Genomic DNA, 26,850 nt, shown 5'->3' with positions numbered 1-26,850 from the left:
CCCCATGACCTCACCTAACCCGAGCAGTCTGTCCGAGGCCGACGCCGCGGGATGGTACGGCGGCCGAGCCGACGGGTTCGGCGGACGGTTCATGCCCGAGGCGCTGATGAAGGCGCTCGACGAGCTCGATCTGGCCTGGCGTGAGGCGAAGGCCGACGCCGAGTTCATGACGCAGTTCGAGACGATCTGCCGGGACTACGCCAACCTGCCCAGCCCGCTCTACCACGCGACCCGGCTCAGCGAGCGGCTCGGCGTCCGCGTGCTGCTCAAGCGCGAGGACCTCAACCACACCGGGGCCCACAAGATCCGCAACGTGCTCGGCCAGGCGCTGCTCACCAAGCGGATGGGCAAGCCCCGGGTGATCGCCGAGACCGGCGCCGGTCAGCACGGCGTGGCGAGCGCGACCGCGGCGGCGTACTTCGGCCTCGACTGCACCGTCTACATGGGGAAGGTCGACACCGAGCGGCAGGCCCTCAACGTCGCCCGGATGCAGTTGCTCGGCGCCGAGGTGATCCCGGTCGACTCCGGCTCGGCCACGCTCAAGGACGCGATCAACGAGGCGCTCCGGGACTGGGTGGCCAGCGTGGAGCGGACCGCCTACCTGTTCGGCACGGCGGCCGGGCCGCACCCGTTCCCGACGCTGGTCCGCGACCTGGTGCGCGGCATCGGCGACGAGGCCCGGGCCCAGTGCCTGGCCGGCTACGGCCGGCTGCCCGACGCGGTCGCCGCGTGTGTCGGCGGCGGCTCGAACGCGATCGGGCTGTTCAGCGCGTTCCTTGACGACGCCGAGGTGGAGGTCCTCGGCTTCGAGGCCGGCGGGGACGGCTTCGAGACCGGTCGGCACGCGGCCACGATCGAAGCCGGCGACGAGGGCGTGCTGCACGGCGCCCGCACCTACGTGCTGCAGGACGAGGACGGTCAGACCATCGAGTCGCACTCGATCTCGGCCGGGCTCGACTACCCGGGCGTCGGCCCGCAGCACGCCTGGCTGGCCAAGTCGGGCCGGGCCCGCTACGCCTCGGTCACCGACGCCGAGGCGATGGACGCCTTCGCCCTGCTCGCCCGCACCGAGGGCATCATCCCGGCCGTCGAGTCCGCGCACGCCGTCGCCGGCGCCGTCCGGGTCGCGCCGCGGCTGCGGGAGCGGTACGGCGAGGACGCGACCATCCTGGTGAGCCTCTCCGGCCGCGGGGACAAGGACATGGAGACGGCGGTGGAGTGGTTCAAGCTGGGGGGGCGGAAGTGAGCACGAGCTTCGCCTTCGAGGCGGCGAAGGCGGAGGGCCGGGCCGCCCTGGTGGGGTATCTGCCGGCGTGCTTCCCGAGCGTGGAGGTCTCCATCGAGGCTCTCAAGGTCATGGCCGGGGCGGGCTGCGACCTCATCGAGCTCGGCCTGCCCTACAGCGACCCGGTGATGGACGGCCCCACCATCCAGGCGGCGGTCCAGCAGACACTCGACGCCGGAGCACGCGTCGACGACGTCTTCCGGGTCCTCGAGGCGGTGGCGGCCACCGGTACGCCGACGGTGATCATGACCGCCTGGAACCCGGTCGAGCGCCGGGGCGTGGAGCGCTTCGCGCAACAGTTGCACGATGCCGGCGGAGCCGGTCTGATCACGCCGGACGTCACCCCGGAGGCGGTGCCGGAGTGGAGCGCGGCCGCCGACGCCCGCGGACTGGACAAGATCTTCCTGGTCGCACCGAGCAGCACCGACGAGCGGATCGCGATGACCACCGCGGCCTGCCGCGGCTTCGTCTACGCCACCGCGGTGATGGGGGTGACCGGGGCCCGCGCGACCACCTCCGAGCTGGCCGCCCCGCTGGTGGCCCGCACCCGGAGCCTGGCACCGGCGGGGCTGCCGGTCGGCGTCGGGCTGGGCATCAGCAACGGCGACCAGGCCGCCGAGGTGGCCGAGTACGCCGATGGCGTCATCGTCGGCTCGGCGCTCGTCCGTGCCGTCCTGGACCATCCCGGTGACCGGACCGGCGCGCTGGCCGCGCTCTCCCGGCTGACCGAGGATCTGGCCGACGGCGTACGTCGGGGGGTGCGGTCGTGACGGTGCTGTCGATCCCCAGCCCCAGCTCGGGCGTCTGGGACCTGGGCCCGATCCCGATCCGCGGCTACGCGCTGGCCATCGTGCTCGGCATCGTGGTCGCGGTCTGGGCCGCCGAGCGCCGCTGGGTGGCCCGTGGTGGCCGCGCCGGTGAGATCCAGGACATCGCACTGTGGGCGGTCCCGTTCGGCCTGGTCGGCGGGCGGCTCTACCACGTCATCACCGATCACGACCTCTACTTCGGCGCCGGCCGCAACCCGTGGCGGGCGTTCGCGGTCTGGGAGGGCGGACTCGGCGTCTGGGGCGCCATCGCGCTCGGCGCGGTCGGGGCGCTGATCGGCGCGCGGCGCAAGGGCATCAGGTTCTGGCCACTGCTGGACGCGATCGCGCCTGCCTGCCTGCTGGCCCAGGGCATCGGCCGGTGGGGGAACTGGTTCAACCAGGAGCTCTACGGCAAGCCGACGGATCTGCCCTGGGGCCTGGAGATCGACCCGTCGAAGTACCCCGACGGCCCCGACCAGTTCCCGGCCGGCACCACCTTCCACCCCACCTTCTTGTACGAGTGCCTGTGGGACGTCGCGATGTTCTTCGCGGTCACCTGGGTGGACCGCCGGTTCAAGCTCGGCGGCGGTCGGGTGCTCGCGCTCTACGTGATGGCCTACTGCCTCGGCCGCGGCGCCATCGAGACCCTGCGGATCGACAACGTGGAGCTGCACGACGTCCTCGGCCTGCGGTGGAGCGACTGGATGGCGATCATCCTCTTCGTCGCGGCGGCCGTCTTCTTCGTCTGGACCACCGTCCGCGGCCGCGGCAAGCGCGAGGCCTCGGTCTACGTCGACGGCCGCGCCCCCGCCGAGTCGGTCGCCGGAACCGCCGAATCCGTCGACGGAACCGCCGAGTCGGTCGGTGGAACGGGCGAGTCGGTCGACGCGACCGAGTCGAAGCCTCCTAGAGGAGACTGACTCACCCGTCGAGATGCGGGGTGGCGGTCAGGGAGACGAGCCGCTGGGGAGTGCCCGGGATGGTGACGGTGCCGTCGATGCGGCGACCGCCGGTGCCGTCGACGGTGTACGTCGCGGTGTAGCTGACGTCGACGTGTGGATGAAAGGTGTCCTTCGTCAGGTACCGATGCGTGATGTCGCGCGGCAGATGGGCTTGGGTCGAATACGGGTCGCCCGCCTTCGTCGTGGTGAGGGTCCGGCCGTCACCGAAGACCCAGCGGTACCGGGCGGGCCTGATGTGGAACGTGATGTGGTGGCCGAGGAGAGTCACCGAGCGGGCGAACGGTCTGCGCGTGGTGTAGAAGATCGTGTCGAAGTTGACCAGGGTCCGGCCGTCGGGCGGTTGGATCTTCAGCGGTGCCTCCGGCATCGGGAGGCGACGGAACGCTTCGATCACCATGCCGACCGTCAGCATCGCCTCATCGTCCTCATCGTGCTTCGCTGCCATGAGCTGACACGACGTTGGCGTGCCGCCGGCCTGGAGAGCGGTCATCGAGACCAGCGAACTCGCGTCGGTGGTCGGGAACCACGACGTGGTGGTTCCATCGCCGCACGTCGACGGTGCGCAGCCTCCCGCCTGCTGGAGCTCGCAGGTCGTACTGGGCGAGGAGTAGTCGAATCCGGTCGATGTGGATCGGCTGTCTCCCGAGCGTGGCGGCCGGAAGGTGCCGCTATCGAATTGGGTGATCTTCACCCACACACCGGTGTCGTCGCTTCCCGCGTCAGAGGAGCCGCCGCCGTAAGCAATCCGAGGCTCGAGAGCAAAGGCGATCAATAGCGCTCCGACTACCGAGGCTCGGGCGATTGACACCATCGGCCAAGACCTCATTGCGTCCCCAGCCGCGCGATCTTCCAGCCCGACTTGGTGGGCATCAGGTTGATGATCGACGCCTGCTTGCCACCGTGATGCTCGACATCCCGTTTGCCGGGGATGACGATCGTCTCGGGTGCTACATGCAACCTGAGGTGGATGACTGCCACGCGCTGTTCGCCGTTGATGAGCCAGAGCTTCCCGGTGATGGACCGTATGGACCACGTGGACCCTCGGATGTCGCCCCCGCGGCGCTTGACGCTCCTAATGAACGCGAGCGCTCCCTTGCATCCGGCGCACACCGGATGGAAGAGCTTCGCCAGCGCGGGTGGGTCGAGATTCGCTATCGCGTAGTTCGCGGTGGCGACGAAGTAGCGGGTGAAGGCCTTCGCGCCGACGAGGGTGTGCTTGCGGGCCGCCGCCGGCATCGCGGGCGGCAGCGGGGAGGCAGGGGCCGAGCTGCGCGGGGAGGGGGTGGGGTCGACCACCGGGGAGACCGTCGCGGAGGACGCTGTCGGCGGTCCGCTCGATGTTGGGTCGCCGCCGCACGCGCTCACCGGCGCCGAGAGGACGAGCAGCAGCCCGATCACGGAGAACGACGTACGCCTCATTGCTGTGCCTCCCGAGAAGTGCGCGGGCGTAGCTCTGGTGAAGTATCGGCCGAGCCGTGATGCCTTGGCTACCCCGAGGCGGTGGGCTGTGGATACCGGTGTCGGGTCAGGTCTCGATGTCGTCGAGACGACTGATGACGGTCTCGAGCAGGCGAGCGAGCTCCTGACGCTCGCCGTTGGTGAGATCCTGCAGCACGTCGGACTCGACCACGTTCGAGCCCTGGATCGCGGAGCTGAACAGCTGCCAGCCGTCGTCGGTGAGGCCGACGAGCACGCGCGTGCGGTTCGTCGCGTCCGGGGTACGCCGTACCAGCCCACGTTCGCTGAGCTTGTCCAGTCGATGCGTCATCGAGGAGGGGGCGATGCTCGTCAGATCGGCCAGCTGGCTCGGGGTGAGGGCATCGCCGGCCTTGGCGAGCGCGGCGATCACACCCCACTCGCCGGCCGTCAGGTCCAGGTCGGCGAGCTGGCGGGCGTACCACTGGTCGAGCTTCTTGTTCAGACTGTGCACAGCGGTGATGACCTGCTGCACGGATTCGTCGCCGCCGGCCGCGACGTAGGTCTCGACCGCCTGTCGATAGAGCTCTCGCGTGCTCGGGCCTCTTCGTGCCATGCGGGAATTCTCCCACGCTCTCTTCGGTTGCTAATATTTCGACGTCGAAATCTTTGAACGCGAAGGGCGTTCGGAAGGGAAGGTGCCCCGTGCGTGCGAGGCTGCTCGTGCTCGCATCGGCGATCGGATCGCTCGGGTGGGGCGCCGTACTGCCCTATCAGTACGCCTACGCGAACGAGACCCGGGGCTGGGGCACGCTGGTGGCGACGGGTGCCGCGTCGTTGTTCTCGGTCGGCGCCCTGGTGGCGGCACCGCTGGCCGGACGGCTGGCCGACCGGTTCAACCCGGTGGCGGTCGCGGTGGTGGCACAGGTGCTCGGGGCGGCTGCGGTGGGCTCGCTCGTCCTGGTGGGCACGCCGGCGCTGTTCCTGGCGGGCATGCTCGTCTTCGGGCTCGGCCTGGCGGCCGCGATGCCGGCCAAGCAGGTGCTGGCGCTGCGCTGGTCCGACAGCGCGGACCGACGCAAGATCTTCGCCTACAAGTTCACCGCCGAGGCGCTCGGCATGGCGGCGGGGGCGTTCCTCGCCGGGCTGGTGGTCGACCTGGGGCGCAGCGACGGGCTGGACCCCGGCTTCCTGATGGCGGCCGGCGGGTTCCTGGCCTCCGCGGTCGTGATCGGGTGGGCCGGACGGCTGCGGACCGCAGGGTCGGAGGTGGAGTCGACGCTCGTCACCGGCGACGGCGCCGCGCGCTCGGTGATGAACCAGCGTCGCTCCGGCGTGGTACGGGCGATCCTCGCCGAGCCCGCGCTGCGCTGGACGATGGTGGTCACCATCGCCCTCGGGCTCGGGTTCTACGCCCAGTTCGAGTCCGGGCTGCCGGCGTACGCCATCACCATGCTCCACGTGGACCCGTCGGTGATCGGCACCGCGGCGGCGGTGAACTGCCTGGTGGTCGTGGTGCTGCAGGTCGTGGTGGTGCGGCTGACCGCGAAGCGGAGCGCGCCGTTGCTGCTGATGGCGGTCGGCGGCGTCTGGGTGGTGTCCTGGCTGTTGTTGGCGGTGGCGCAGCTCGCCCCCGGCATCGCGTCGGTCATGTTCATCACGACGTACGCCGTCTTCGCGGTGGGTGAGACCCTGTACAGCCCGGTGCTCAACCCGCTGACCGCGTCGCTGGCGCCGGCCGGGATGGTCGGCCAGATGCTCGGCACGATGTCCGCGCTGCAGACCGCGTTCTCCGCCGTCGGGCCGCTGCTCGCCGGGGTGCTGCTCGGGTCCGGCCTGGGTCAGCTCTTCCTGTTGCTCCATCTGGCCATCAGCGCGGTGGCGGTCGTCGCCGCCTGGCGCGTGCATCGGGCACTGGTCGAGCGGGAGCGCCGAGCGGTCGGCTCCGCGGTCGGCTCCGGCGAGCCGGGGAAGACGGAGCCCGGACCCGCGGAACCCGGCCGCCTGATCGGCGCGTGAGGGCTCGAACCCGCGGCCGGCTCGTCATAGCATCGTGCCGGGTCCGTGCTCCTGTCCGGGCCGGATCCATGCCGTGTCCGGGCCGCGTGGGTGCCCGATCTCCTGCCCGGTGTCGTGCCCGATGTCCATGAACGGCGCCTGCGTGGCTCAGCCGTGTCACATGCTGGTAACGTTTCGTCACAGCTAGGGCCAATGCCGTCCCCTGCAACCTGCCTTTGCCAAACGGTACGGCGCGAACCCTATGGAGCCGGCGGTCCTGCCGCTGGTCTTCACGAGTGCGCCGTGCATGGACAGATGACGGGAGACCACGGTGCCCTACGAGCACTCCTACCCCGCGGCCCAGGGCCTCTACGATCCGCGGTTCGAGAAGGACGCCTGCGGTGTCGCCTTCGTCGCCAGCCTGACCGGTGAGCCGACCCACAAGATCGTCCAGCAGGGCGTCCGTGCCCTGCTCAACCTGGACCACCGCGGCGCCGCTGGCGCGGAGACGAACTCCGGTGATGGTGCCGGCATCCTGATCGGCGTCCCGGACGCGTTCCTGCGCGCCGTGGTGGACTTCGAGCTGCCCAGCGAGCGTTCCTATGCCGTCGGGACCGCCTTCCTGCCCGGCGATGCCGACGCGGTCGAGGCGAGCGTCAAGCAGATCGAGGAGCTCGCCACCGAGGAGGGCCTGGAGGTGCTCGGCTGGCGCGATGTCCCGGTCGTCCCGGACACCCTGGGCGCCACCGCGCGCGCGGTGATGCCGACCTTCCGGCAGCTCTTCGTCGCCGGCGCCAAGCAGCGGGTCGCCGGGATGGCGTTGGAGCGGATGGCGTTCTGCCTGCGCAAGCGCGCCGAGCGGGAGACCGACGTCTACTTCCCGTCGCTGTCCAGCCGCACCCTGATCTACAAGGGCATGCTCACCACCACCCAGTTGGCCGAGGTCTTCCCCGACCTGACCGACGAGCGGGTCGCCTCTGCGATCGCGGTGGTGCACTCGCGCTTCTCCACGAACACCTTCCCGAGCTGGCCGCTGAGCCACCCGTTCCGCTACATCGCGCACAACGGCGAGATCAACACCGTGATGGGCAACCGCAACTGGATGCGGGCCCGGGAGGCGCTGCTCGCCTCCGACCTGATCCCGGGCGACCTCGAGCGGCTCTATCCGATCTGCACCCCGGGTGCCTCGGACTCGGCCTCGTTCGACGAGGTGCTCGAGCTGCTCCACCTCGGTGGTCGCAGCCTCCCGCACGCGGTGCTGATGATGATCCCGGAGGCCTGGGAGAACCACACCGAGATGGACCCCAAGCTGCGGTCGTTCTACGAGTTCCACGCCAGCCTGATGGAGCCCTGGGACGGCCCCGCGTCGGTCGTCTTCACCGACGGCAGCCAGGTGGGCGCCGTACTCGATCGCAACGGCCTGCGGCCCTCGCGATTCTGGGTGACCGACGACGGGCTCGTCGTGCTCGCCTCCGAGGCCGGGGTGCTCGATGACATCGATCCGGCCACGGTGATCCGCAAGGGCCGGGTGCAGCCGGGCCGGATGTTCCTGGTCGACACCGTCGAGCACCGCATCATCGAGGACGACGAGATCAAGTCCCGGCTGGCCGACGAGCAGCCGTACGGCGAGTGGCTGCACGCCGGCCTGGTGCACCTGGCCGACATCCCCGAGCGCGAGCACATCGTGCACACCCACGCCTCGGTCACCCGGCGCCAGCAGGTCTTCGGCTACACCGAGGAGGACCTGCGGGTGCTGCTCGCGCCGATGGGGAACACCGGCGCCGAGCCGATCGGCTCGATGGGCACCGACTCGCCGATCGCCGCGCTCAGCGCCAAGCCGCGGATGCTCTTCGACTACTTCAGCCAGCTGTTCGCCCAGGTCACCAATCCGCCACTGGACGCGATCCGCGAGGAGCTGGTCACCTCGCTGTTCGGCACCATCGGGCCGGAGGCGAACCTGCTGCACCCCACGCCGGCGTCGTGTCGTCAGATCGTGCTGCCGTTCCCGGTGATCTCCAACGACGACCTCGCCAAGATCCGGCACGTCAACCACGAGGGTGACATGCCCGGGTTCGCCGTCCACGTCTCTCGCGGTCTGTACGACGTCCAGGGCGGTGGCCAGGCGATGGCGGCGCGACTCGACGAGATCTGCGGCGAGGTGTCGGCCGCGATCGCCGACGGCGCCCGGATCATCGTGCTCTCCGACCGGCACTCCACCCAGGAGCTCGCGCCGATCCCGTCGCTGCTGCTCACCGCGGCCGTCCACCACCACCTGGTCCGGGAGAAGACCCGCAGCCAGGTGGGGCTGCTCATCGAGGCGGGCGACGTGCGCGAGGTGCACCACGTGGCCCTGCTCATCGGCTACGGCGCGGCGGCGGTCAACCCGTATCTGGCGATCGAGTCTGTGGAGGATCTCGCCTACGAGGGCTACTACGTCTCCGCGGAGCCGGAGAAGGCGATGGCGAACGCCATCAAGGCGCTCGGCAAGGGCGTGCTGAAGGTGATGTCGAAGATCGGCGTGTCCACCGTCGCCTCCTACACCGGCGCCCAGATCTTCGAGTGCGTCGGGCTGTCCGCCGAGGTGATCGACACCTACTTCACCGGCACCACCTCCAAGCTCGGCGGCGTCGGTCTCGACGTGATCGCCGAGGAGGTCGCCAAGCGGCACGCCACCGCCTACCCGCGCGACGGCGTGGCGCCGGCGCACCGGGAGCTGCCGATCGGCGGGGAGTACCAGTGGCGGCGCGAGGGCGAGCCGCACCTGTTCGACCCCGAGACCGTCTTCCGGCTGCAGCACGCCACCCGGGCCGGTCGCTACGACATCTTCAAGCAGTACACCGCCCGGGTGAACGAGCAGTCGACGCGTCTGATGACGCTGCGCGGGCTGTTCCGGTTCAAGGGTGTCGACGAGTCCGGCCGGCCGCCGATCCCGATCGACCAGGTCGAGCCGGTCGAGGAGATCGTCAAGCGGTTCTCCACCGGCGCGATGTCGTACGGCTCGATCTCGCGCGAGGCGCACGAGACGCTGGCCATCGCGATGAACCAGCTCGGCGGGAAGTCGAACACCGGCGAGGGCGGCGAGGACCCGGAGCGGCTCTACGATCCGACCCGTCGGTCGGCGATCAAGCAGGTCGCCTCCGGCCGGTTCGGCGTGACGGCCGAGTACCTGACCAACGCCGACGACATCCAGATCAAGATGGCGCAGGGTGCCAAGCCCGGCGAGGGCGGTCAGCTGCCCGGGCACAAGGTCTACCCGTGGGTCGCCAAGACCCGGCACTCCACGCCGGGTGTCGGGCTGATCTCGCCGCCGCCGCACCACGACATCTACTCGATCGAGGATCTCGCCCAGCTGATCCACGACCTGAAGAACGCCAACCCGTCGGCGCGGATCCACGTCAAGCTGGTCGCCGAGGTCGGAGTGGGCACGGTGGCGGCCGGGGTGAGCAAGGCCCACGCGGACGTCGTACTCATCTCCGGGCACGACGGCGGCACCGGTGCCTCGCCGCTCACCTCGCTCAAGCACGCCGGCGGGCCCTGGGAGCTCGGCCTGGCCGAGGCGCAGCAGACGCTGCTGCTCAACGGGCTGCGCGACCGCATCGTGGTGCAGACCGACGGTCAGCTCAAGACCGGCCGGGACGTCGTGGTCGCCGCGCTGTTGGGCGCGGAGGAGTTCGGCTTCGCCACCGCGCCGCTGGTGGTCTCGGGCTGCATCATGATGCGGGTCTGCCACCTGGACACCTGCCCGGTCGGGGTCGCCACCCAGAACCCGGTGCTGCGCGAGCGGTTCTCCGGCAAGGCCGAGTACGTGGTGAACTTCATGCGCTACATCGCCGAGGAGGTCCGCGAGCTCCTCGCCGAGCTCGGGTTCCGCTCCATCGAGGAGGCCGTCGGCCACGCCGAGCTGCTCGACACCCGGGCCGCGGTCGAGCACTGGAAGGCGGCCGGTCTCGACCTGGCGCCGGTCTTCCACACCCCGCAGCTGCCCGAGCAGTTCGCCGGCCAGGACCTGTTCCACACCAAGCCCCAGGACCACGGCCTGGAGCGCTCCCTGGACGTCACCCAGCTCGTGCCGCTGGCCGAGCCCGCGCTGGAGCGGGGTGAGCCGGTGCGCGCGCAGCTGTCGATCCGCAACGTCAACCGCACCGTCGGCACGATCCTGGGCCACGAGGTGACCAAGCGCTACCGAGGCGAGGGGCTGCCGGACGGCACCATCGACATCACCTTCACCGGTTCGGCCGGGCAGTCCTTCGGGGCGTTCGTGCCGTGCGGGATCACGCTCCGACTCGAGGGCGACGCCAACGACTACGTCGGCAAGGGTCTCTCCGGCGGCCGGATCGCGATCCGGCCGGATCGCGAGGCGAGGTTCGCGCCGGAGCGGCACATCATCGCCGGCAACACCCTCGCCTACGGCGCGACCTCCGGGCAGATCTTCGTGCGCGGGGGCGTGGGGGAGCGGTGCTGCGTGCGCAACTCCGGCGCGTCGGTGGTGACCGAGGGCGTCGGGGACCACGGCTGCGAGTACATGACCGGCGGCCGGGTGGTCGTGCTCGGCAAGACCGGGCGCAACTTCGCGGCGGGCATGTCGGGTGGCATCGCGTGGGTGCTCGATCTCAAGCACCACCGGGTCAACCCGGAACTGGTCGAGCTCACCGAGGTCGACCCCAAGCACGCCGCCGACCTGGAGGCACTCGTGCGGGCACACCACGAGGAGACCGGTTCCGAGGTGGCCGGGGCGCTGCTGGCCGACTGGCCGGCCGCGATGGCCCGATTCACCCAGGTCATGCCGAGCGACTACAAGCGGGTCCTGGAGGCCCAGGAGGAGGCCCTCGAGGAGGGACTCGACGAGGACGAGGCCGCGCAGCGGATCATGGAGGTGCTCCATGGCTGAGGAGTGCCCCGTGCGTACGCCGGCGACGGCCCGCGCCTCGTCGTACTCGATCCTCCGCGGCCGGTTGCGCCGCCCATCTGGCAAGGAGCTGAACCATGGCTGACCCCAAGGGGTTCCTCAAGCACGGTCGCGAGGTCGCCGAGCGGCGCCCGGTGGCCGAGCGCATCGGGGACTGGCAGGAGGTCTACCCGGGAGGACCCGGCAAGGCGCTGCTGCCCATCATCGCCACCCAGGCCAGCCGCTGCATGGACTGCGGCATCCCGTTCTGCCATCAGGGCTGCCCGCTGGGCAACCTCATCCCGGAGTGGAACGACCTGGTGTATCGGGGCGACTGGGAGGGTGCGGCCGAGCGGCTGCACGCGACCAACAACTTCCCCGAGTTCACCGGTCGGCTCTGCCCGGCACCGTGCGAGACCGCGTGCGTGCTCGGCATCAACCAGGACCCGGTGACGATCAAGAACGTCGAGGTCTCCATCATCGACCGGGCCTGGGCGGCCGGGCACGTCCGGCCGCAGCCGCCGGAGTGGCTCTCCGGCAAGGCCGTCGCGGTGATCGGCTCCGGCCCGGCCGGGCTGGCGGCCGCGCAGCAGCTCACCCGGGCCGGCCACACCGTGGCCGTCTACGAGCGGGCCGACGCCATCGGCGGACTGCTGCGCTACGGCATCCCCGAGTTCAAGATGGAGAAGGCGGAGGTGGACCAGCGGCTCGGCCAGATGAGGCGTGAGGGCACCGTCTTCCGGACCGGCGTCGACGTCGGCGTCGACCTCACCGGCGAGACCCTGCGCGACCGGTACGACGCGGTCGTGCTCGCCATCGGCTCCACCCTGCCGCGCGACCTGGACGTGCCCGGTCGCGAGCTCGCCGGGATCCACCAGGCGATGGAGTACCTGCCGCAGGCCAACCGGGTCGCCCGCGGGGAGAGCGTCGAGGACCAGATCGTCGCCACCGGCAAGCACGTGGTGATCATCGGCGGCGGCGACACCGGCGCCGACTGCCTGGGCACGGCGACCCGTCAGGGCGCGCGCTCGGTGACGCAGCTGGAGATCATGCCCGAGCCCCCGGTCGATCGCCCGGCCGGCCAGCCGTGGCCGACGTACCCGATGATCTTCCGGGTCTCCTCCGCCCACGAGGAGAACGGCGATCGGGTCTACGCCGCCTCCACCAAGGAGTTCCTCGGCGACGCCGACGGCAACGTCCGCGCGCTGAAGCTGGTCGAGGTCACCTTCGCCGACGGCCGGCTCGCCGAGGTGCCCGGCACCGAGCGGGAGATCCTGGCCGACCTGGTGCTGTTCGCGATGGGCTTCGTCGGCCCGCAGCGTGAAGGACTGGTCGAGCAGCTCGGCGTCGAGCTCGACGGCCGCGGCAACATCGTGCGCGACGCGGCCTACGAGACCACCGTCCCGGGCGTCTTCGTCGCCGGCGACGCCGGCCGCGGTCAGTCGCTCATCGTGTGGGCGATCGCGGAGGGCCGCTCGGCCGCCGCAGCGGTCGACGAGTACCTCACCGGCTCGACGGCGCTGCCCGCTCCGATCCGTCCCACCGATCGGCCGCTGGTGGTCTGAGCCTCACCACCGCCGACTCGGCGCATCCGGCACGCTCGGGTACGCCGAGTCGGCGTTGCGTTCGGCCGGCACCGGGCGGTTCGCCGTACGGCGGCACGATTGTGTCGAACCGAACGACCACCGGGTCGTCCCGGGTCCACATCAGGGATCGGCGACCCGCTCGGCACCTGCCTGGACGCCCGCCCATGGTGGGCGGGCGCCCAACGGCGTTACCGCCGTCCGGCCGCGCCGAGCTCAGTTACCGCTCGTCGGCGTGAGCACGATGTCGCCGGTGTAGGTCTGGCCGGCCGCGATCGGCGTCTCGACGCCGTCCACGGTCATGGTCACGCTCCGGCCGGAGCGCCCGACGATGTGTGAGCCCTTCGCCATGGTGAGCGAGGTCAGGTGCGACTCACCGGTGACGGTCCAGGTCGATCGGTGCGCAAGCGAGACCACCACGCCGTTGTTGACCGGCGTGGTCACGGTGTTGTCGACCTCGCCGACCTCCTGGTAGGTGTCCTCGGTGACCGCGTCCACCCGGTGCTTGGTCCGGCTGGCCGAGACGACGCCGGCCAGCGAGGACCGGTCCAGGTTGACCACCAGATTCTTCGCGGTGTCGAACAGGCCGTTGTAGAAGTCGCCCTTCAGGTTCATGTGGGAGACGTTGGCGATCGCGTCGCCGGTGTCGCCATCGTGCACAGCGGTGATGTCGAAGGAGTCATCCTTGGTCGGGTCGCCGGTGGGATCGGAGTAGGTCTGCGGCCCCTTGAAGCCCTGGGTGTCGGCCTCCATCAACTGGAAGAGCACCCCGGTTCCCGAGCGCACCGTGGCACCGTGGGCGCCGTCGAGGTTGAGCACCACGTGGTCGCCCTTGTCCAGGAACGAGGTCTCGCCGGTGCGCAACTTGGTGCCGCCGGCGATGGTGGTGGTGCCGGCATTGATGTTGGCATTGCTGCCGCCGTGCCACATGAAGCCGAATCGATCCGAGCGCAGCGTGTTCGACTTTGCCTTGATCTTGGCGATCTCGCGCTTGGTCAGGCCGAGGTCGAGGTCCTTGTTCAGGGATTTCACCGTGGCGCGGCCGGAGTCGCCGAAGTAGTAGTCACCACCGGTGCTGATGCCGATGTAGTCGTTGGTGCGGATGGTGCTGCCGTAGGACTTCACGGCGACGTTGTTCTGGCCGTCGGCGTAGAACCCGTATCCCTCGTCGCGGGTGGTGGCGGTGGTGTCGATGGCGGTCAACTGGCTGTTGGAGGTGCTGTCGGTCGACAACACGCCCCAGCCGGTGCTCGACACCTTGCTGTTGATGTAGGTCGCATGCGTGTTCGCCCCCAGCATGTTGGTGGCGCGGACGTTGCCGACGATGCCCAGCAGCCACGGTGCCTGGCGCATGTCGGTGCCGGAGAACACGTAGTCGTCGGGCAGCGTGCCGTCGTGGGTGGCGATGTCGGAGTCCTTCACCACCAGGTTGCTGCCGTCGGTCGCGACGATGCCGGTGCGGACGGCGCCGTGGTTGTCGATGTGCGCGTGGTCGACGGTGAGCCGGGTGTCGTCGCCCGAGGCGCGTAGCGCCGCGCCCATGCCGATGAAGTCGTAGCGGCCGTTGCCGGTGAAGTCGAAGTCGGAGTCGTTGACGGCGTAGTCGCCGTCGGTCACCAGGATGCCGTTGTAGCCCTCTCCGGTGGAGGTCAGCCGGACCCGATCGGCCGAGTTCGCGTCGTAGCTGCCGCCCACGATGTTGGAGGTCACCGACTTCGATTCGTCGATCCCGTTCTCGCCGACGTAGAGCGCCTGCCGGAAGGGGTAGGCGACGCCCTGCCAGGTCAGGTCGTTGGCGTCGGTGAGCACCAGTTCGACCTCGCCCTGGTAGGTGCCGGGGACCAGGACGGGCTCCAGCTGCGAGGCCGAGGTGTAGGCCTGGGCGGTCTCCACGCCGTCGACGGTGATCGTCAGGCGCTCGCCATCGGGGACGGTGATGAAGCCACCGTCGTCGATCACCAGGGAGGACACCTCGGTGGTCTGGTCCAGTTCGTAGCCGTCCGCGGTGATGGTGAGAGTGTCGCCGTCGGCGGCGGTCGCCGCCGGGGCGTAGACGAGGCCGGCGGTGACCAGACAGGCGCTGGCCAGCCAGACGGGCGTGCGCCACCGGTGGCCGGTGGAGGGAGCGAGTGGACGTTGCGACATTGACACTCCTGTCGACACTAATGGACGTAAGCCCTCGAGGCGTCGATGCGAGCGGCGGTTCCGAGAGCACTTGCTCACGCTCCACAGCACCTGTCCCGAGACCTCGAGGCCAGAGATGATGTGAGCGCGGTCACGATCAGCCAAGCACTGGTGATGAAAAGTGTCGACAGAAATGCGGAGATGTCCACGTCGTGAGACAAGATTTGACGGTGTCGCCCGTTCCGGACCGGGGTCGACCGGCGGGGTTGCGGCGATGACGTGGCTCCGATCGAGGTTCCTCGTCGTGCGGAGGCCGCCCGGCGGGGAGCACGGCCGACTCTCGTTTGGAACGTTCAACTCCGCTAGGGTGGAGCCGTGAGGAGAGCGAAGATCGTCTGCACCCTGGGTCCGGCCGTCGGGACCGAGCGCCGGATCCGCGAGCTCGTGTACGCCGGCATGGACGTCGCCCGTCTCAACATGAGCCACGGCAGCCAGGACGAGCACGCCGAGCGCTACCGGATGGTACGGGAGGCGGCCGACGCCAGCGGCCGAGGGGTCGGCATCTTCGCCGATCTGCAGGGGCCGAAGATTCGGCTGGAGACGTTCGCCGACGGCAGCGCCACCCTGCGCCGTGGCCAGGTGTGGACCATCACCACCCAGGACGTGCCGGGCGACGCGGAGATCTGCGGGACGACGTACAAGGGGCTGCCCGGCGACGTCAACGCCGGCGACCCGATCCTGATCGACGACGGCAAGATCCGGCTCCGGGTCACCGACGTCACCGAGACCGACGTCGTCACCGAGGTCCTGGTCGGAGGCCCGGTGAGCAACCACAAGGGCATCAACCTGCCGGGGGTGGCCGTCTCGGTGCCGGCGCTGTCGGAGAAGGACGCCGACGACCTGCGCTTCGCGCTGCGCCTGGGCGTGGACTTCGTCGCGCTGAGCTTCGTGCGTGACGCCTCGGACGCCGAGGACGTGCGCAAGATCATGCGCGAGGAGGGCCGGCTGGTGCCGGTCATCGCCAAGATCGAGAAGCCACAGGCGATCGAGAACCTCGACGAGGTCATCGCCGCCTTCGACATGTTCATGGTCGCCCGCGGTGACCTCGGCGTGGAGTGCCCGCTGGAGGACGTGCCGTTCCTGCAGAAGCGGATCGTCGAGCTCGCCCGGCTCAACGCCAAGCCGGTCATCGTGGCCACCCAGATGCTCGACTCGATGGTCGCCAACCCGGCGCCGACGCGGGCCGAGGCCAACGACGTCGCCAACGCGGTGCTGGACGGCGCCGACGCGGTGATGCTCTCGGCGGAGACGAGCGTGGGCGACTATCCGATCCACACCGTCGAGACGATGGCTCGGATCATCAGCGCCACCGAGACCCATGCCTTCTCCAGCGACAGCCGGGTCGGGCACCTGAGCAGCATCGAATGGAACCCGCACACCAGGTCGGGGGTCATCGCGAAGGCGGCCGAGGAGGTCGCCGAGCGGGTGGAGGCCAAGTATCTGGTCGCCTTCACCACCTCGGGCGACTCGGCACGTCGGCTGTCCCGGCTGCGCGGTCCGATCCCGGTGCTCGCGTTCACGCCGTTCCCCGCGGTCCGCTCCCAGCTGGCCCTGAACTGGGGCGTGGAGACGTTCAAGACCGACGAGGTCGAGCACACCGACGAGATGGTCCGGCAGGTCGACGAGCAGCTGCTCCAGACCGGCCACGTGGTCGAGGGCGACCTGGTGGTCATCATCGCAGGGTCGCCGCCGGGCATTCCCGGGTCGACCAACGCGCTCCGGATCCACCGGATGGGAGATGCGATCAACGAGGTGGCTCCGGCGTACCGGCGCAACTGACGCCGATCACGGACGTCAGGTGCTCACTGCTCGGGGCCGATGAGGGCGTCGAGGCGAGCGGCCTCCCCGGCGCGGGACACGGCGATGGTCCTCCATTCGTACGTCTTCGTACGTCGCCACGAGAGGCCCCGGCCAGGTCGAGCGCCCACGCGCACGGCTCCCGGATGTCGTCGGAACGGTTGGTGAACTCCCAGCGCCCGTACTCGTAGCGCCTGCGTTCGCCCGCGACCAGGCGTGACGCCCCGTTGTGAGGTCGGCATCGTCGCACCTCGGACACGGCGGCGAGATGCGTCTTGCCCGCGTGGGAGCCCCGCCGTTGGTACGGGCGACGCCACCGGCGGATCGTCTTGACCGCAACCCGATGAGCTGCCGCGTTGTCGGCGTCGCTCACGCCCGCACTCGACGCGCGTGGCGCGCTGTCGACGATCGACCGGGACCGGACGTGTGGCACGTGCCGATCATTCCGCCGACCGCTGACAACCGGTATCCCGGGTGTGCCGGGTGTGGGACTTGAACCCACACGCCCTCTCGGGCAACGAGGTTTGAGCTCGCAGCGTCTGCCGATTCCGCCAACCCGGCCAAGCAGGCCAAACCTACCGGACGCCGACCTCGTCGGCCCAACCGCCTCGGCTTCGATGCCATAGGCTGGGACCGTGCCCGAAATCAGCGCCGGCCTCGCGTCCACCACCTCAGGCGTCTCAGCACGCCGTACCGTCGTCATCGCCGAGGACGAGGTCCTGATCCGGATGGACCTCGCGGAGATGCTGGCCGAGGAGGGGTACGACGTCGTCGGCGAGGCCGGCGACGGCCAGACCGCCATCGACCTCGCCACCACCCACCGGCCGGACCTGGTGATCCTGGACGTCAAGATGCCGATCCTGGACGGGATCGCCGCCGCGGAGTCGATCGCCCGGGGCCGGATCGCCCCGGTGGTGATGCTCACCGCCTTCTCCCAGCGCGAGCTGGTCGAGCGTGCCCGCGACGCCGGCGCGATGGCCTACCTGGTCAAGCCGTTCACCATCGGTGACCTGTTGCCCGCGATCGAGCTCGCGGTCAGCAGGTTCCAGGAGATCGCCGCGCTCGAGCGGGAGGTGGCGGGGCTGACCGAGCGGCTGGAGTCGCGCAAGGCGATCGACCGCGCGAAGGGCATCCTGCAGTCCCAGCTCGGCATCTCCGAGCCCGACTCCTTCCGCTGGATCCAGAAGACCGCGATGGACCTGCGGATGTCGATGCGTCAGGTCGCCGAGGGCGTCGTCGAGCACGGCCTCAGCGTGAGCGGCACCACCGCGGAGACGGCCGAGTAGCGCCGCCTTGCGCCGGCCGGCGCGGCCGGCGCAAGGCGGCGCAAGGGCGGCCGGCTCAGGAGACGCCGAGGTAGGCCTCCTTGATGGCCGGGTTGGCGAGCATCTCTCCGCCGGTGCCGGAGTGGGTGATCTTGCCGGTCTCCAGCACGTAGGCCCGGTCGGCGAGAGCCAGGGCCTGGTTGGCGTTCTGCTCCACCAGCAGCACGGTGGTGCCCTGCTCGTTGACCTGGCTGATGATGGCGAAGACCTGCCGGATGAACTGTGGTGCGAGTCCCATCGAGGGCTCGTCCAGCAGCAGGATCCGCGGTCGTGACATCAGGGCCCGGCCGATGGCGAGCATCTGCTGCTCCCCACCGGACATGGTGCCGCCCTTCTGCTTGAGCCGCTCCTTGACCCGCGGGAACAGGTCGAAGACGCGGTCGAGATCCTCAGCGATGCCGGCCCTGTCCTTGCGGCCGTAGGCGCCCATGTCGAGGTTCTCCATCACCGTCATCGCCGGGAAGATGCCGCGCCCCTCCGGCGCGAGTGAGATCCCGCGCTCCACGCGCTTGTGGCCCTTGAGCTTGGTGATGTCCTCGCCCTCGAGCCGGATCGACCCGTGCGACAGGCTCAACAGGCCGGCGATCGCCCGCATCGTGCTGGTCTTGCCGGCGCCGTTGGCTCCGATCAGGGTGACGATCTCGCCCTCGTCCACGGTGATCGACAGGCTCTCGATGGCCTGGATCCGGCCGTAGTGGACCGACATGTCGGTGATCTCAAGCAGCGCCACCGTCGGCCTCCTCTCCCAGGTAGGCGGAGATGACGGCCGGGTTGTCCCGGATCTCCGCGGGCGTGCCCTCGGCGAGCAGCTTCCCGAACTCCAGTACGACGATCCGGTCGGTCACGCCCATCACCAGCCGCATGTCGTGCTCGATGAGCAGGACCGTGTAGCCGTCGTCCCTGATGGTGCGGATGAGCTCCATCAGGTTGTCCTTCTCGGCGGGGTTGAACCCGGCCGCCGGCTCGTCGAGACAGAGCAGCTTGGGATCGGTCGCCAGTGCTCGAGCGATCTCCAGGCGACGCTGGTGGCCATAGGGGAGCGCGCTCGCCTTGGTCATCGCGGCGTCGGCGATGCCGACGAAGTCGAGCAGCGCCATCCCACGATCGATGGTCGTCTTCTCCTCACGCTGGTACCGCGGCAGCCCGAGCATGGCGCCGAACAGGCTGGTCCGGTGTCGGGTGTCGAGGCCGACGGCCACGTTCTCCAGGGCGGTCATCTCGCCCCACAGTCGGATGTTCTGGAACGTGCGGGCGAGTCCCATCCGGGTGATGGTGTGCTGCTTCTTCCGGACCAGGGACCTCCCCTCCAGCCGGACGTCGCCTCCGGAGGGACGGTAGACGCCGGTCATGGCGTTGAAGCAGGTCGTCTTGCCGGCGCCGTTCGGCCCGATCAGGCCGAGGATCTCGCCGCGCCTGATCTCGAAGCTGACCGAGTCGAGTGCGGTCAGTCCGCCGAAGGTGACCGACAGGTTCTCGATCTCGACCAGCGTCTCGCCGACCTCGACGTGGATCTCGCGCTCCGGCGCGGCCTTCTCGGCCACCTCCGAGTCGAGCGGGGGCGGGGCGTCCGGCTCGACCTTGTCGAGGAACTCCGGTGGGGGAGTCTCGCTCACGATGGGACCTCCTCGGCCTTCTCGGTGGTACGTCGCTGCGACAGCTCGGCCACCATGGCCCGGGCTCGCCGCCCGAACTTGAGCAGATGCGACTTGGCCCCGATCAGGCCCTGGGGACGGAAGATCATCAGCAGCACCAGCGCGACGCCGAAGATCAGATACTTGTAGTCGGCGATCGAGGTGAACCGCAGCGGGATGTAGGAGATCAGCGCGCCCCCGATGATCACGCCGACCTTGTTGCCCGAGCCGCCCAGGATCACCGCGCAGAGGAAGAGCACCGAGGTCACCACGTCGAACTTCTGGTTGTTCACGAACCCGACCTCTCCGGCGAAGAGCGCGCCCGACAGCCCGCCGATCGCCGCACCGGTGGCGAACGCCCAGATCTTGAACTTGAAGGTCGGCACTCCCATGATCTCGGCCGCGTCCTCGTCCTCTCGGATGGCGATCCAGGCGCGACCGACGCGGCTGCGCTCGACATTGCCGAGCAGCATCATCACCAGCACGATGATGACGACCGTGAGCATGTACCACGGCGTACCGTGCGAGTTGGTGAACAACGAGCCGGAGTCGCTGCCGTCGCAGAGCCAGGCCTTGCCGTCGCAGGACCCCGGTGGGCTGCCGACCTCCTTGAAGCCCTGCTGCCCGCGCATGGCCGGGATGATGGTGGCCAGCAGTCGGATGATCTCGCCGAACCCGAGCGTGACGATCGCCAGATAGTCGCCGCGCAGCCGCAGCGTCGGGATGCCGAGCGCCACGCCGAAGACCACGGTGACGACCATGGCCAGCGGCAGCGTCCACAGGTAGGGGATGTGCACCATCGAGGAGTCCGGACTCGTCCACAGCGCGGCCACGTAGGAGCCGACCGCGAAGAAGCCGACGTACCCGAGGTCGAGCAGGCCCGCCATCCCCACCACCACGTTCAGGCCGAGCGCGACCAGGGCGAAGCGGGCCATGTCGAAGCAGGCCAGCGGCCAGTCGTTGCCGGGCTCGGTGGTGATCAGCGGAGGATTGATGACCGGCAGGAAGAAGAGCACCACCACGATCGGCGAGAGGTAGAGCCACTGCCGGGTGCGCGGCTGGGACTCCCACCAGCTCGACAGTCCGGCGAAGCGCGAGGGGGAGGTGGCGCGTGCGGCGAGCTGATCCAGGTGCTCCTGGTCGGTGCCGCTGCCCGGTGGGGTCGTCATGCGCGTGCCTTTCCGAGATCGGAGCCCAGCAGACCGGTCGGTCGCACCATCAGGATCAGCACCAGGACGACGAAGCTGACCACGTCGGTCCACTGCGAGTCACCCAGCAGGATCTGGCCGTAGTTGCCGATCAGGCCGAGCAGCAGGCCGCCGACCAGGGCACCGCGAATGTTGCCGATGCCGCCGAGCACCGCGGCGGTGAAGGCCTTGATGCCGAGGATGAAGCCGCCGTTGTAGATCACCCCGGAGGGGACCTGCATGACGTAGAAGACGGCGGCGGCCCCGGCCAGCAGGCCGCCGATGATGAAGGTGGTGACGATGATCCGCTCCCGGTCGACACCCATCAGGGTGGCGGTGTCGGGATCCTGCGCCACCGCGCGGATGCCGCGACCCAGCCGGGAACGACGGACGAACTGGTCGACGATGACCATCATCGCCACCGCCGCCACCACGATGATCACCTGGTAGTTGTAGATCGGCGTGCCGAAGACACTGGCGTACCAGCCGAGGATCTTGACCTGTTCGGGCTTGAACATCACGATCGCGGACTCGGCGCTCGCGCCGCGCCACAGGTAGATCAGGTACTGGATGGCGAACGAGGCACCGATCGCGGTGATCAGGAACGAGAGCCGTGAGGCGTTACGCGTTCGCAGCGGCTTGTAGGCGGCACGTTCCAGGAGGAACGCGACCGCCGCCGAGGTGGCCATCGCGGCCACCGCGGCGGCCAGCAGACAGCCGATCAGCTGATACAGCGGCATGGAGAGCAGCGAGGGCCCGAAGCCGAGTGCGCTGAGGGTGAACACGCAGGCGTAGGCACCGGCGATGAACACCTCGGAGTGGGCGAAGTTGATCAGGTTCAGCACGCCGTAGACGAGGGTGTAGCCGAGCGCGACGAGCGCGTAGATCGAGCCGAAGGTCAGCCCGTCGACCGTCACGCTCCAGAAGTTCTGACCGAGCGAACCCCAGTCCAGGCTGATCCATTGGTTGCTGTCGACGAGGGGGAGTATCACAAGCCGTTCCTCACTTATCGCAGTGCGACGGTGGCCGAGCGAGGGGAAGGGGATCGCCCGGTACGTGGACGATCCCCTTCCCCGTGATGACTGGTCCGGCGGTCAGCCGATGGAGCCGACGGAGACGATCTTGCCGTCCTGGACCTTGTAGCCGAAGACGGGCGTCTCGGCGAGCTCGCCGGTCGAGTCCCACTTCAGCTTCTTGCTGAGGCCCTGGCCGTTGTAGTCGGTCACGTAGCTGAGCAGCTTCGCGCGGGTGGTGTCGCCGGCGTCGATGCCCTTGAGCAGCACGGTGGCGGCGTCGTACGCCTCCACCGAGTAGGTGCCCGGCTCGGCGTTGAACATCGACTTGTAGGTCTTGGCGAACGACGGGATCAGGTCACCGGGCAGGCAGGGGCAGGTGAAGTAGGCGTTGCTCGACGCGGAGCCGGCCAGCTTGATGAACTGGTCGTCCTTCACCCCGTCCGGACCGATGAAGGCGCCGGTGTAGCCCTTGTTGACCAGCTGCTGGTCCAGCGGCGCGCCCTCGGCGTAGTAACCGGAGTAGAAGACCGCGTCGGGATCGGCGTTCATCACCTTCGAGACCACCGCGGAGAAGTCCTTCTGCCCGGTGGTCACCTTGTCGGTGCCGGCGACCTTGTCGCCGAGCGCCTTCTGCGCGGTCTTGGAGAGTCCGATGCCGTAGTCGGAGTCGTCCTGGATGACGTAGACGCTCTTGGCGCCGAGCTTGTCGGCCAGGTCTGCCACCGCGGGACCCTGCACGTTGTCGTTGCCCAGCGCCCGGAAGAAGGTCTTCCAGCCGTTCTGGGTGAGCTCCGGGTTGGTGGCCGACGGCGTGATGTGCACCAGGCCGGCCTGCTCGAAGATGTTGCCGGTGGCCTGCGACTCGCCGGAGAACGGCAGCCCGACGACACCGATGATGTCGCTGTCGTTGGTGGCTTGGGTGACCGGCCCGGTGGCCTTGTTCGGGTCGCCCTCGGTGTCGTACTTCTTGAACTGGACCTGGCAGTTCGGGTTGTTCTTGTTGTGCTCGGTGATGGCCTGCTGCACGCCGTTGTAGATGTTGATGCCGAGCTGGGCGTTCGGACCGGTCTCGGCGCCGATGTAGGCGAGCGTGGTCGACGAGTCGCAGGTGGCCTTGCCGTCACCGGCCGGGTCGGCGGCGTCCTTGGGCACGGTGACGCTCGTCTCGACGGCAAGGTCGTTGAGGCCGCTGCTGCTGGTGCCGCCGCTGCTACCTCCGCTGGAGTCGCTGTCCGTCGCGGCCGTGCCGCATGCCGCTGCGACGAGCGCGACGGCGCCGACCGCAGCCGCGAGCTTGATGGTTGGGCGCATCTGGTCTCCGTGTGTCAGCCCCAGAGCTCGGCTCCGGGGATCGGATGGTGGGCCACGGCACCGCGGCCGACAGGCCACGCGTACCGGTGTGGGGGAGCATTCGCCGCTGTGGTGGGCCTGTCAAGGCGACCGGCCGGATTGTCGCCGAGTCGTCACAAAGCGCGATGTGTCGAAATATCGCGGTGACCCTCCGGGCCGCGAACGACGGCATCCGGCTCAGAGCACCTTCGACAGGAATGCCTTCGTGCGCTCGTGACGCGGCTCGGCGAGCACGCTCCGGGGGTCGCCCTCCTCGACGATCACGCCGCCGTCCATGAAGACCAGCCGGTCGCCGACCTCTCGGGCGAAGCCCATCTCGTGGGTCACGACCATCATGGTCATCCCCTCGGCGGCGAGCTCGCGCATGATGGCGAGCACGTCGCCCACCAGCTCTGGGTCCAGCGCGGAGGTGGGCTCGTCGAAGAGCATCATGTCGGGGTCCATCGACAGCGCGCGGGCGATGGCGACGCGTTGCTGCTGCCCGCCGGAGAGGTGTGCGGGGTAGGCGTCCTCCTTCTCCGCGAGGCCGACCTTGACCAGGTTGGCCCGGGCGATCTCGACGGCCTCGGCCTTGGAGCGCCTCTTGACCCGCTGTTGGGCGATGCACAGATTGCGCAGCACCGTCATGTGCGGGAACAGGTTGAACTGCTGGAAGACCATCCCGATCCTGGTCCGGATCTGATCCAGCTCGGCGTCGGGGTGGGTGACATCGACCCCCTCGATGAGGATCTGTCCCGAGGTCGGGTCCTCCAGCCGGTTGATGCAGCGCAACAGGGTCGACTTGCCCGACCCGGACGGGCCGATCACGCAGACCACCTCGCCGAGCGCGACCCGGAAGTCGATCCCGGTGAGCACCTCGTGGCTGCCGAAGGACTTGTGCAGATCGCGTACGTCGATCGCAGGTACGCCGGCCGTCCCACCCCAGGTCTGGGTAGCGGGGTTCGTCATCGTGCTCTCCTCTGTCGGCGCTCGAGCCAGGCGACCAGCTGGGTAAGCGGCAGGGTGATCGCCAGGTAGAGGAAGGCGGCCATGATGAGGCTGGTGGAGGTCCCGCTGGAGGGGCCGCTGGTGAGCATGTCCCGGGCGACGTTCGTCAGCTCACGACCGTTCACGGTGGAGCCCAGCACGGCGATCAGCGAGGTGTCCTTGATCAGCAGCACCAACTCGTTGGTCAGCGGCGGGATGATCACCCGGAACGCCTGGGGCAGCACGATCGAGACCATCGTCTTCGTCGGACTCATCCCGAGCGACCGCGCGGCCTCGGTCTGGCCCTTGGGGACCGCCTGGATCCCCGCCCTGAGAGTCTCGGCCATATAGGCGGCCGCCACCAGGATCAGTCCCACCGCGCCGGAGCCGAGGCCGCCGCCGGGCGGGGTCCAGCCGAACGCGATCGGAACGCCGAAGCCGACGAGCAGGATCGTCACCAGAGCCGGCAGTCCGCGGAACAACTCGATGTAGCCGGTCGCCAGCCAGCGATACACGGCGACGTCGGAGAGCTTCATCAGCGCCAGCACGATCGCGAACGCCAGCCCGCCGACGAAGGCGGCCGCGGTGCAGATGATGGTGTTCTTCACGCCGGTGAGGATCAGGTCGTGCCAGTTGTGCTTGAGACCGTCGACGTTGAAGAACGTCTGCTGCACCTTCGTCCAGTCGACGGAGGCGACGACCCACGCCAACACCGCGATCAGGACGACGTAGAGGACCAGCTGGCGCGCCAGGCGCCGCTGGCGCACCGTCAGTTGCATGCTCATCGGTGGTGGCGGCTCAGCTGACCTTGAAGTAGGTGTTGTAGAGCTTCTTGTAGGTCCCGTCCGACTTCATCGCGTCGAGCTGTTCGTCGACCGCGTCGATCAGCGCGGTGTTGCCCTTCTTCGCGGCCAGCCCGTACTCCTCGTTGGTGTCGAACTTCTGCACGATCTGGTAGCCCCCCGCCTGCTGGTGGGTCAGGTTCACCGGCAGGTCCTGGAGCAGCGCGTCGACCTGGCCGGCCTTGAGTGCGGAGAACTCCTCCGCGTCGCTGGGGAAGCTCACGATCGAGGCGCCGGAGGCGTGCTCGGTGGCGTAGTCCTTGCCGGTGGTGCCCTGCTGGACGCCCACCTTCTTGCCGTCCAGGTCGTCGATGGAGGTGATCGAGGAGCCGTCCGGGACGAGCAGCGACTGCTCGGAGTCGTAGTAGCCCTCGGAGAACTCGAGGTTCTTCTTCCGGTCGTCGGTGATGGTCAACGCGCTGGCGACCAGGTCGCAAGTGCCGGCGTTGAGCGTCAGCCCGCTCTGCAGGCCGTCGAAGTCCTGGTCGCTGATCACCAGCTTGAGCCCGAGACCCTTCGCGATCTGGGAGACGATGTCGACGTCGAAGCCCTTGAACCCGGTGGCGGAGCTCTTGTCGAAGTCCTCGAACGGTGCATACGGCACGTCGCTGCAGACCGTCAGCGTGCCGGACTTGACCAGGTCGAGCGAGGAGGACGCGCCCGAGCTGGCGCCCGACCCGCTGCCGGAATCGCTGGCGGTGTCATCGGAGCCGCCGCAGGCGGCGAGGGGCAGACAGAGCAGGGCGGCGGAGGCCACGGCGACCAGAGAGCGCTTCATCATGCTTGCGCACTCTAGACCCCTCGCAGGCCGGTGGAACCCCGTCGCGCGGCCTGGATCACCATGGTTAAGAGATGGAAACTCTTCCGTAACCTGCAGCCCCGCGGGCAACGGCAGACTTTGCCTGACAACATGGTGAACGAAGTGGTTGACGGCTATACCATGGCCGCTGGGCGGCGTACGCTGACGCCGATGCGGCCACCGAATCGGTGGCCGGAGTCCTGATTGGGCGTTGTTTCCATCGAGATGATGCCGGTTCAGGATCGATCCAGCGCTCGTTGAGAACGCGCCACCAGGGCCGAGCACAGGGAGGTCGCAGTGAGGTTGCCGACGTACGGCGGGATCGGTCGATGAGTCGCACCGCCGTGACGATGCGAGAGGCACATCTCGGCGACACCCGGTTCCTGCAGGGCCTGTGGCAGGACAGTCTGCGCCGGGCCGACGCCGCCGATCAGGTCATCGACCTGGAGCTCATCGTCAAGACGGCCGCCGGGTCGCCGGAGCAGCGCCTGCTGATCGCCGAGTACGACGGCGTGCCCGCGGGAGCGGTCTTCCTACGGGCGACCACCTTCGGACCGCTCAACCTCGAGCCGGCGCTGCAGATCATCGCTCCGCACGTGGTCCCACCGATGCGCCGACATGGCGTCGGCCGGGCGCTGATGGACGCCGCGGTGGCCTTCGCCGAGGAGCTCGGCATCCCGACAGTGAGCTCCGCCGCGCTCGCCGGCTCGCGGGACGGCAACCGCTTCCTCGCCCGGCTCGGCTTCGGGCCACAGGCGACGCTGCGGCAGGCGCCGACCGCCACCGTGCGCGGCCGGCTGACCGCCTCGCGCCCG

21 protein-coding genes and 1 tRNA gene are annotated in these 26,850 nt (G+C 69.2%); 9 read left to right on the top strand and 13 right to left on the bottom strand.

Annotation, left to right across the window (positions count from 1 at the left end; all coding sequences use genetic code 11):
* The first annotated feature begins 4 nt into the window (after positions 1-4).
* The 3 genes from trpB to lgt are packed head-to-tail and all read left to right on the top strand — an operon-like array spanning position 5 to position 3,014.
* The gene (trpB, locus tag QM638_RS02025; RefSeq protein ID WP_415140282.1) at positions 5-1,246 is read left to right on the top strand and encodes a tryptophan synthase subunit beta; all 1,242 of its coding nucleotides are present in this window, start codon (positions 5-7) and stop codon (positions 1,244-1,246) included.
* Positions 1,243-2,055, top strand: a complete 813-nt coding sequence (gene trpA / locus QM638_RS02020; protein ID WP_415140259.1) for a tryptophan synthase subunit alpha — start codon at positions 1,243-1,245, stop codon at positions 2,053-2,055. The genes trpB and trpA overlap by 4 nt, the downstream gene beginning before the upstream one ends.
* Positions 2,052-3,014, top strand: coding sequence for a prolipoprotein diacylglyceryl transferase (lgt, locus tag QM638_RS02015; RefSeq protein ID WP_415140258.1), 963 nt, complete (start codon positions 2,052-2,054; stop codon positions 3,012-3,014). The genes trpA and lgt overlap by 4 nt, the downstream gene beginning before the upstream one ends.
* Position 3,015: 1 nt before the next feature.
* Here the strand turns inward: lgt and QM638_RS02010 are convergent, their stop codons facing one another.
* From QM638_RS02010 to QM638_RS02000, 3 genes are all read right to left on the bottom strand, one after another.
* Positions 3,016-3,501, bottom strand: a complete 486-nt coding sequence (locus tag QM638_RS02010; protein ID WP_415140257.1) for a hypothetical protein — start codon at positions 3,499-3,501, stop codon at positions 3,016-3,018.
* 377 nt (positions 3,502-3,878) lie between these two features.
* Complete coding sequence (locus QM638_RS02005; protein ID WP_415140256.1) at positions 3,879-4,454, bottom strand: DUF6318 family protein; 576 nt, start codon at positions 4,452-4,454, stop codon at positions 3,879-3,881.
* A 127-nt stretch (positions 4,455-4,581) separates the two neighbouring features.
* Positions 4,582-5,088 (bottom strand): MarR family winged helix-turn-helix transcriptional regulator, encoded by a 507-nt coding sequence (locus QM638_RS02000; protein ID WP_415140255.1) that lies wholly within the window; start codon positions 5,086-5,088, stop codon positions 4,582-4,584.
* Between the two features lie 89 nt (positions 5,089-5,177).
* On the opposite strand from QM638_RS02000, the gene QM638_RS01995 reads away from it, so the two are divergent.
* The 3 genes from QM638_RS01995 (at position 5,178) to QM638_RS01985 (ending at position 12,920) form a co-directional block, all read left to right on the top strand.
* A complete protein-coding gene (locus QM638_RS01995; protein ID WP_415140254.1) occupies positions 5,178-6,491 on the top strand; it encodes an MFS transporter in 1,314 nt (437 codons plus the stop codon).
* Positions 6,492-6,801: 310 nt separating this feature from the next.
* The gene (gene gltB / locus QM638_RS01990; protein WP_415140253.1) at positions 6,802-11,358 is read left to right on the top strand and encodes a glutamate synthase large subunit; all 4,557 of its coding nucleotides are present in this window, start codon (positions 6,802-6,804) and stop codon (positions 11,356-11,358) included.
* Positions 11,359-11,453: 95 nt separating this feature from the next.
* Positions 11,454-12,920 carry a glutamate synthase subunit beta gene (locus QM638_RS01985; protein WP_415140252.1) on the top strand — a complete coding sequence of 489 codons (1,467 nt, stop codon included), beginning with the start codon at positions 11,454-11,456 and terminating at the stop codon, positions 12,918-12,920.
* A 234-nt stretch (positions 12,921-13,154) separates the two neighbouring features.
* Here the strand turns inward: QM638_RS01985 and QM638_RS01980 are convergent, their stop codons facing one another.
* On the bottom strand, positions 13,155-15,083 hold the full coding sequence (locus QM638_RS01980; protein ID WP_415140251.1) for a hypothetical protein: 1,929 nt from the start codon (positions 15,081-15,083) through the stop codon (positions 13,155-13,157).
* Between the two features lie 354 nt (positions 15,084-15,437).
* Between QM638_RS01980 and pyk the strand changes: the two genes are divergently transcribed.
* Complete coding sequence (gene pyk, locus QM638_RS01975; RefSeq protein ID WP_415140250.1) at positions 15,438-16,901, top strand: pyruvate kinase; 1,464 nt, start codon at positions 15,438-15,440, stop codon at positions 16,899-16,901.
* A gap of 495 nt (positions 16,902-17,396) precedes the next feature.
* Here pyk and QM638_RS01970 read toward each other — a convergent pair.
* Positions 17,397-17,480 (bottom strand) — tRNA-Leu (locus tag QM638_RS01970).
* A 74-nt stretch (positions 17,481-17,554) separates the two neighbouring features.
* Here QM638_RS01970 and QM638_RS01965 point away from each other — a divergent pair.
* On the top strand, positions 17,555-18,205 hold the full coding sequence (locus tag QM638_RS01965; protein ID WP_415140249.1) for an ANTAR domain-containing response regulator: 651 nt from the start codon (positions 17,555-17,557) through the stop codon (positions 18,203-18,205).
* A 55-nt stretch (positions 18,206-18,260) separates the two neighbouring features.
* Here the strand turns inward: QM638_RS01965 and QM638_RS01960 are convergent, their stop codons facing one another.
* From QM638_RS01960 to QM638_RS01925, 8 genes are all read right to left on the bottom strand, one after another.
* A complete protein-coding gene (locus tag QM638_RS01960) occupies positions 18,261-18,968 on the bottom strand; it encodes an ABC transporter ATP-binding protein (RefSeq protein ID WP_415140281.1) in 708 nt (235 codons plus the stop codon).
* Positions 18,961-19,857 carry an ABC transporter ATP-binding protein gene (locus QM638_RS01955; protein ID WP_415140248.1) on the bottom strand — a complete coding sequence of 299 codons (897 nt, stop codon included), beginning with the start codon at positions 19,855-19,857 and terminating at the stop codon, positions 18,961-18,963. Before QM638_RS01955 ends, QM638_RS01960 begins: the two co-directional genes overlap by 8 nt.
* The gene (locus tag QM638_RS01950) at positions 19,854-21,044 is read right to left on the bottom strand and encodes a branched-chain amino acid ABC transporter permease (RefSeq protein ID WP_415140247.1); all 1,191 of its coding nucleotides are present in this window, start codon (positions 21,042-21,044) and stop codon (positions 19,854-19,856) included. The genes QM638_RS01955 and QM638_RS01950 overlap by 4 nt, the downstream gene beginning before the upstream one ends.
* On the bottom strand, positions 21,041-21,979 hold the full coding sequence (locus QM638_RS01945; protein ID WP_415140280.1) for a branched-chain amino acid ABC transporter permease: 939 nt from the start codon (positions 21,977-21,979) through the stop codon (positions 21,041-21,043). The genes QM638_RS01950 and QM638_RS01945 overlap by 4 nt, the downstream gene beginning before the upstream one ends.
* Positions 21,980-22,156: 177 nt before the next feature.
* Positions 22,157-23,389, bottom strand: coding sequence for a branched-chain amino acid ABC transporter substrate-binding protein (locus QM638_RS01940; protein WP_415140246.1), 1,233 nt, complete (start codon positions 23,387-23,389; stop codon positions 22,157-22,159).
* A 216-nt stretch (positions 23,390-23,605) separates the two neighbouring features.
* On the bottom strand, positions 23,606-24,376 hold the full coding sequence (locus QM638_RS01935; protein ID WP_415140245.1) for an amino acid ABC transporter ATP-binding protein: 771 nt from the start codon (positions 24,374-24,376) through the stop codon (positions 23,606-23,608).
* On the bottom strand, positions 24,373-25,179 hold the full coding sequence (locus tag QM638_RS01930; RefSeq protein WP_415140244.1) for an amino acid ABC transporter permease: 807 nt from the start codon (positions 25,177-25,179) through the stop codon (positions 24,373-24,375). Before QM638_RS01930 ends, QM638_RS01935 begins: the two co-directional genes overlap by 4 nt.
* A 13-nt stretch (positions 25,180-25,192) precedes the next feature.
* Entirely contained in the window at positions 25,193-26,017 is an 825-nt protein-coding gene (locus QM638_RS01925) for an ABC transporter substrate-binding protein (RefSeq protein WP_415140243.1), read from the bottom strand.
* Between the two features lie 347 nt (positions 26,018-26,364).
* Between QM638_RS01925 and QM638_RS01920 the strand changes: the two genes are divergently transcribed.
* On the top strand, positions 26,365-26,850 hold a 486-nt coding region (locus QM638_RS01920; RefSeq protein WP_415140242.1), incomplete at its 3' end, for a GNAT family N-acetyltransferase.

It is taken from the genome of Nocardioides sp. (genome assembly GCF_047606145.1).
Classification (GTDB): domain Bacteria; phylum Actinomycetota; class Actinomycetes; order Propionibacteriales; family Nocardioidaceae; genus Nocardioides.
Note: the sequence above shows the minus strand (reverse complement) of the source record. Positions and strands in the feature narration are given on the sequence as shown.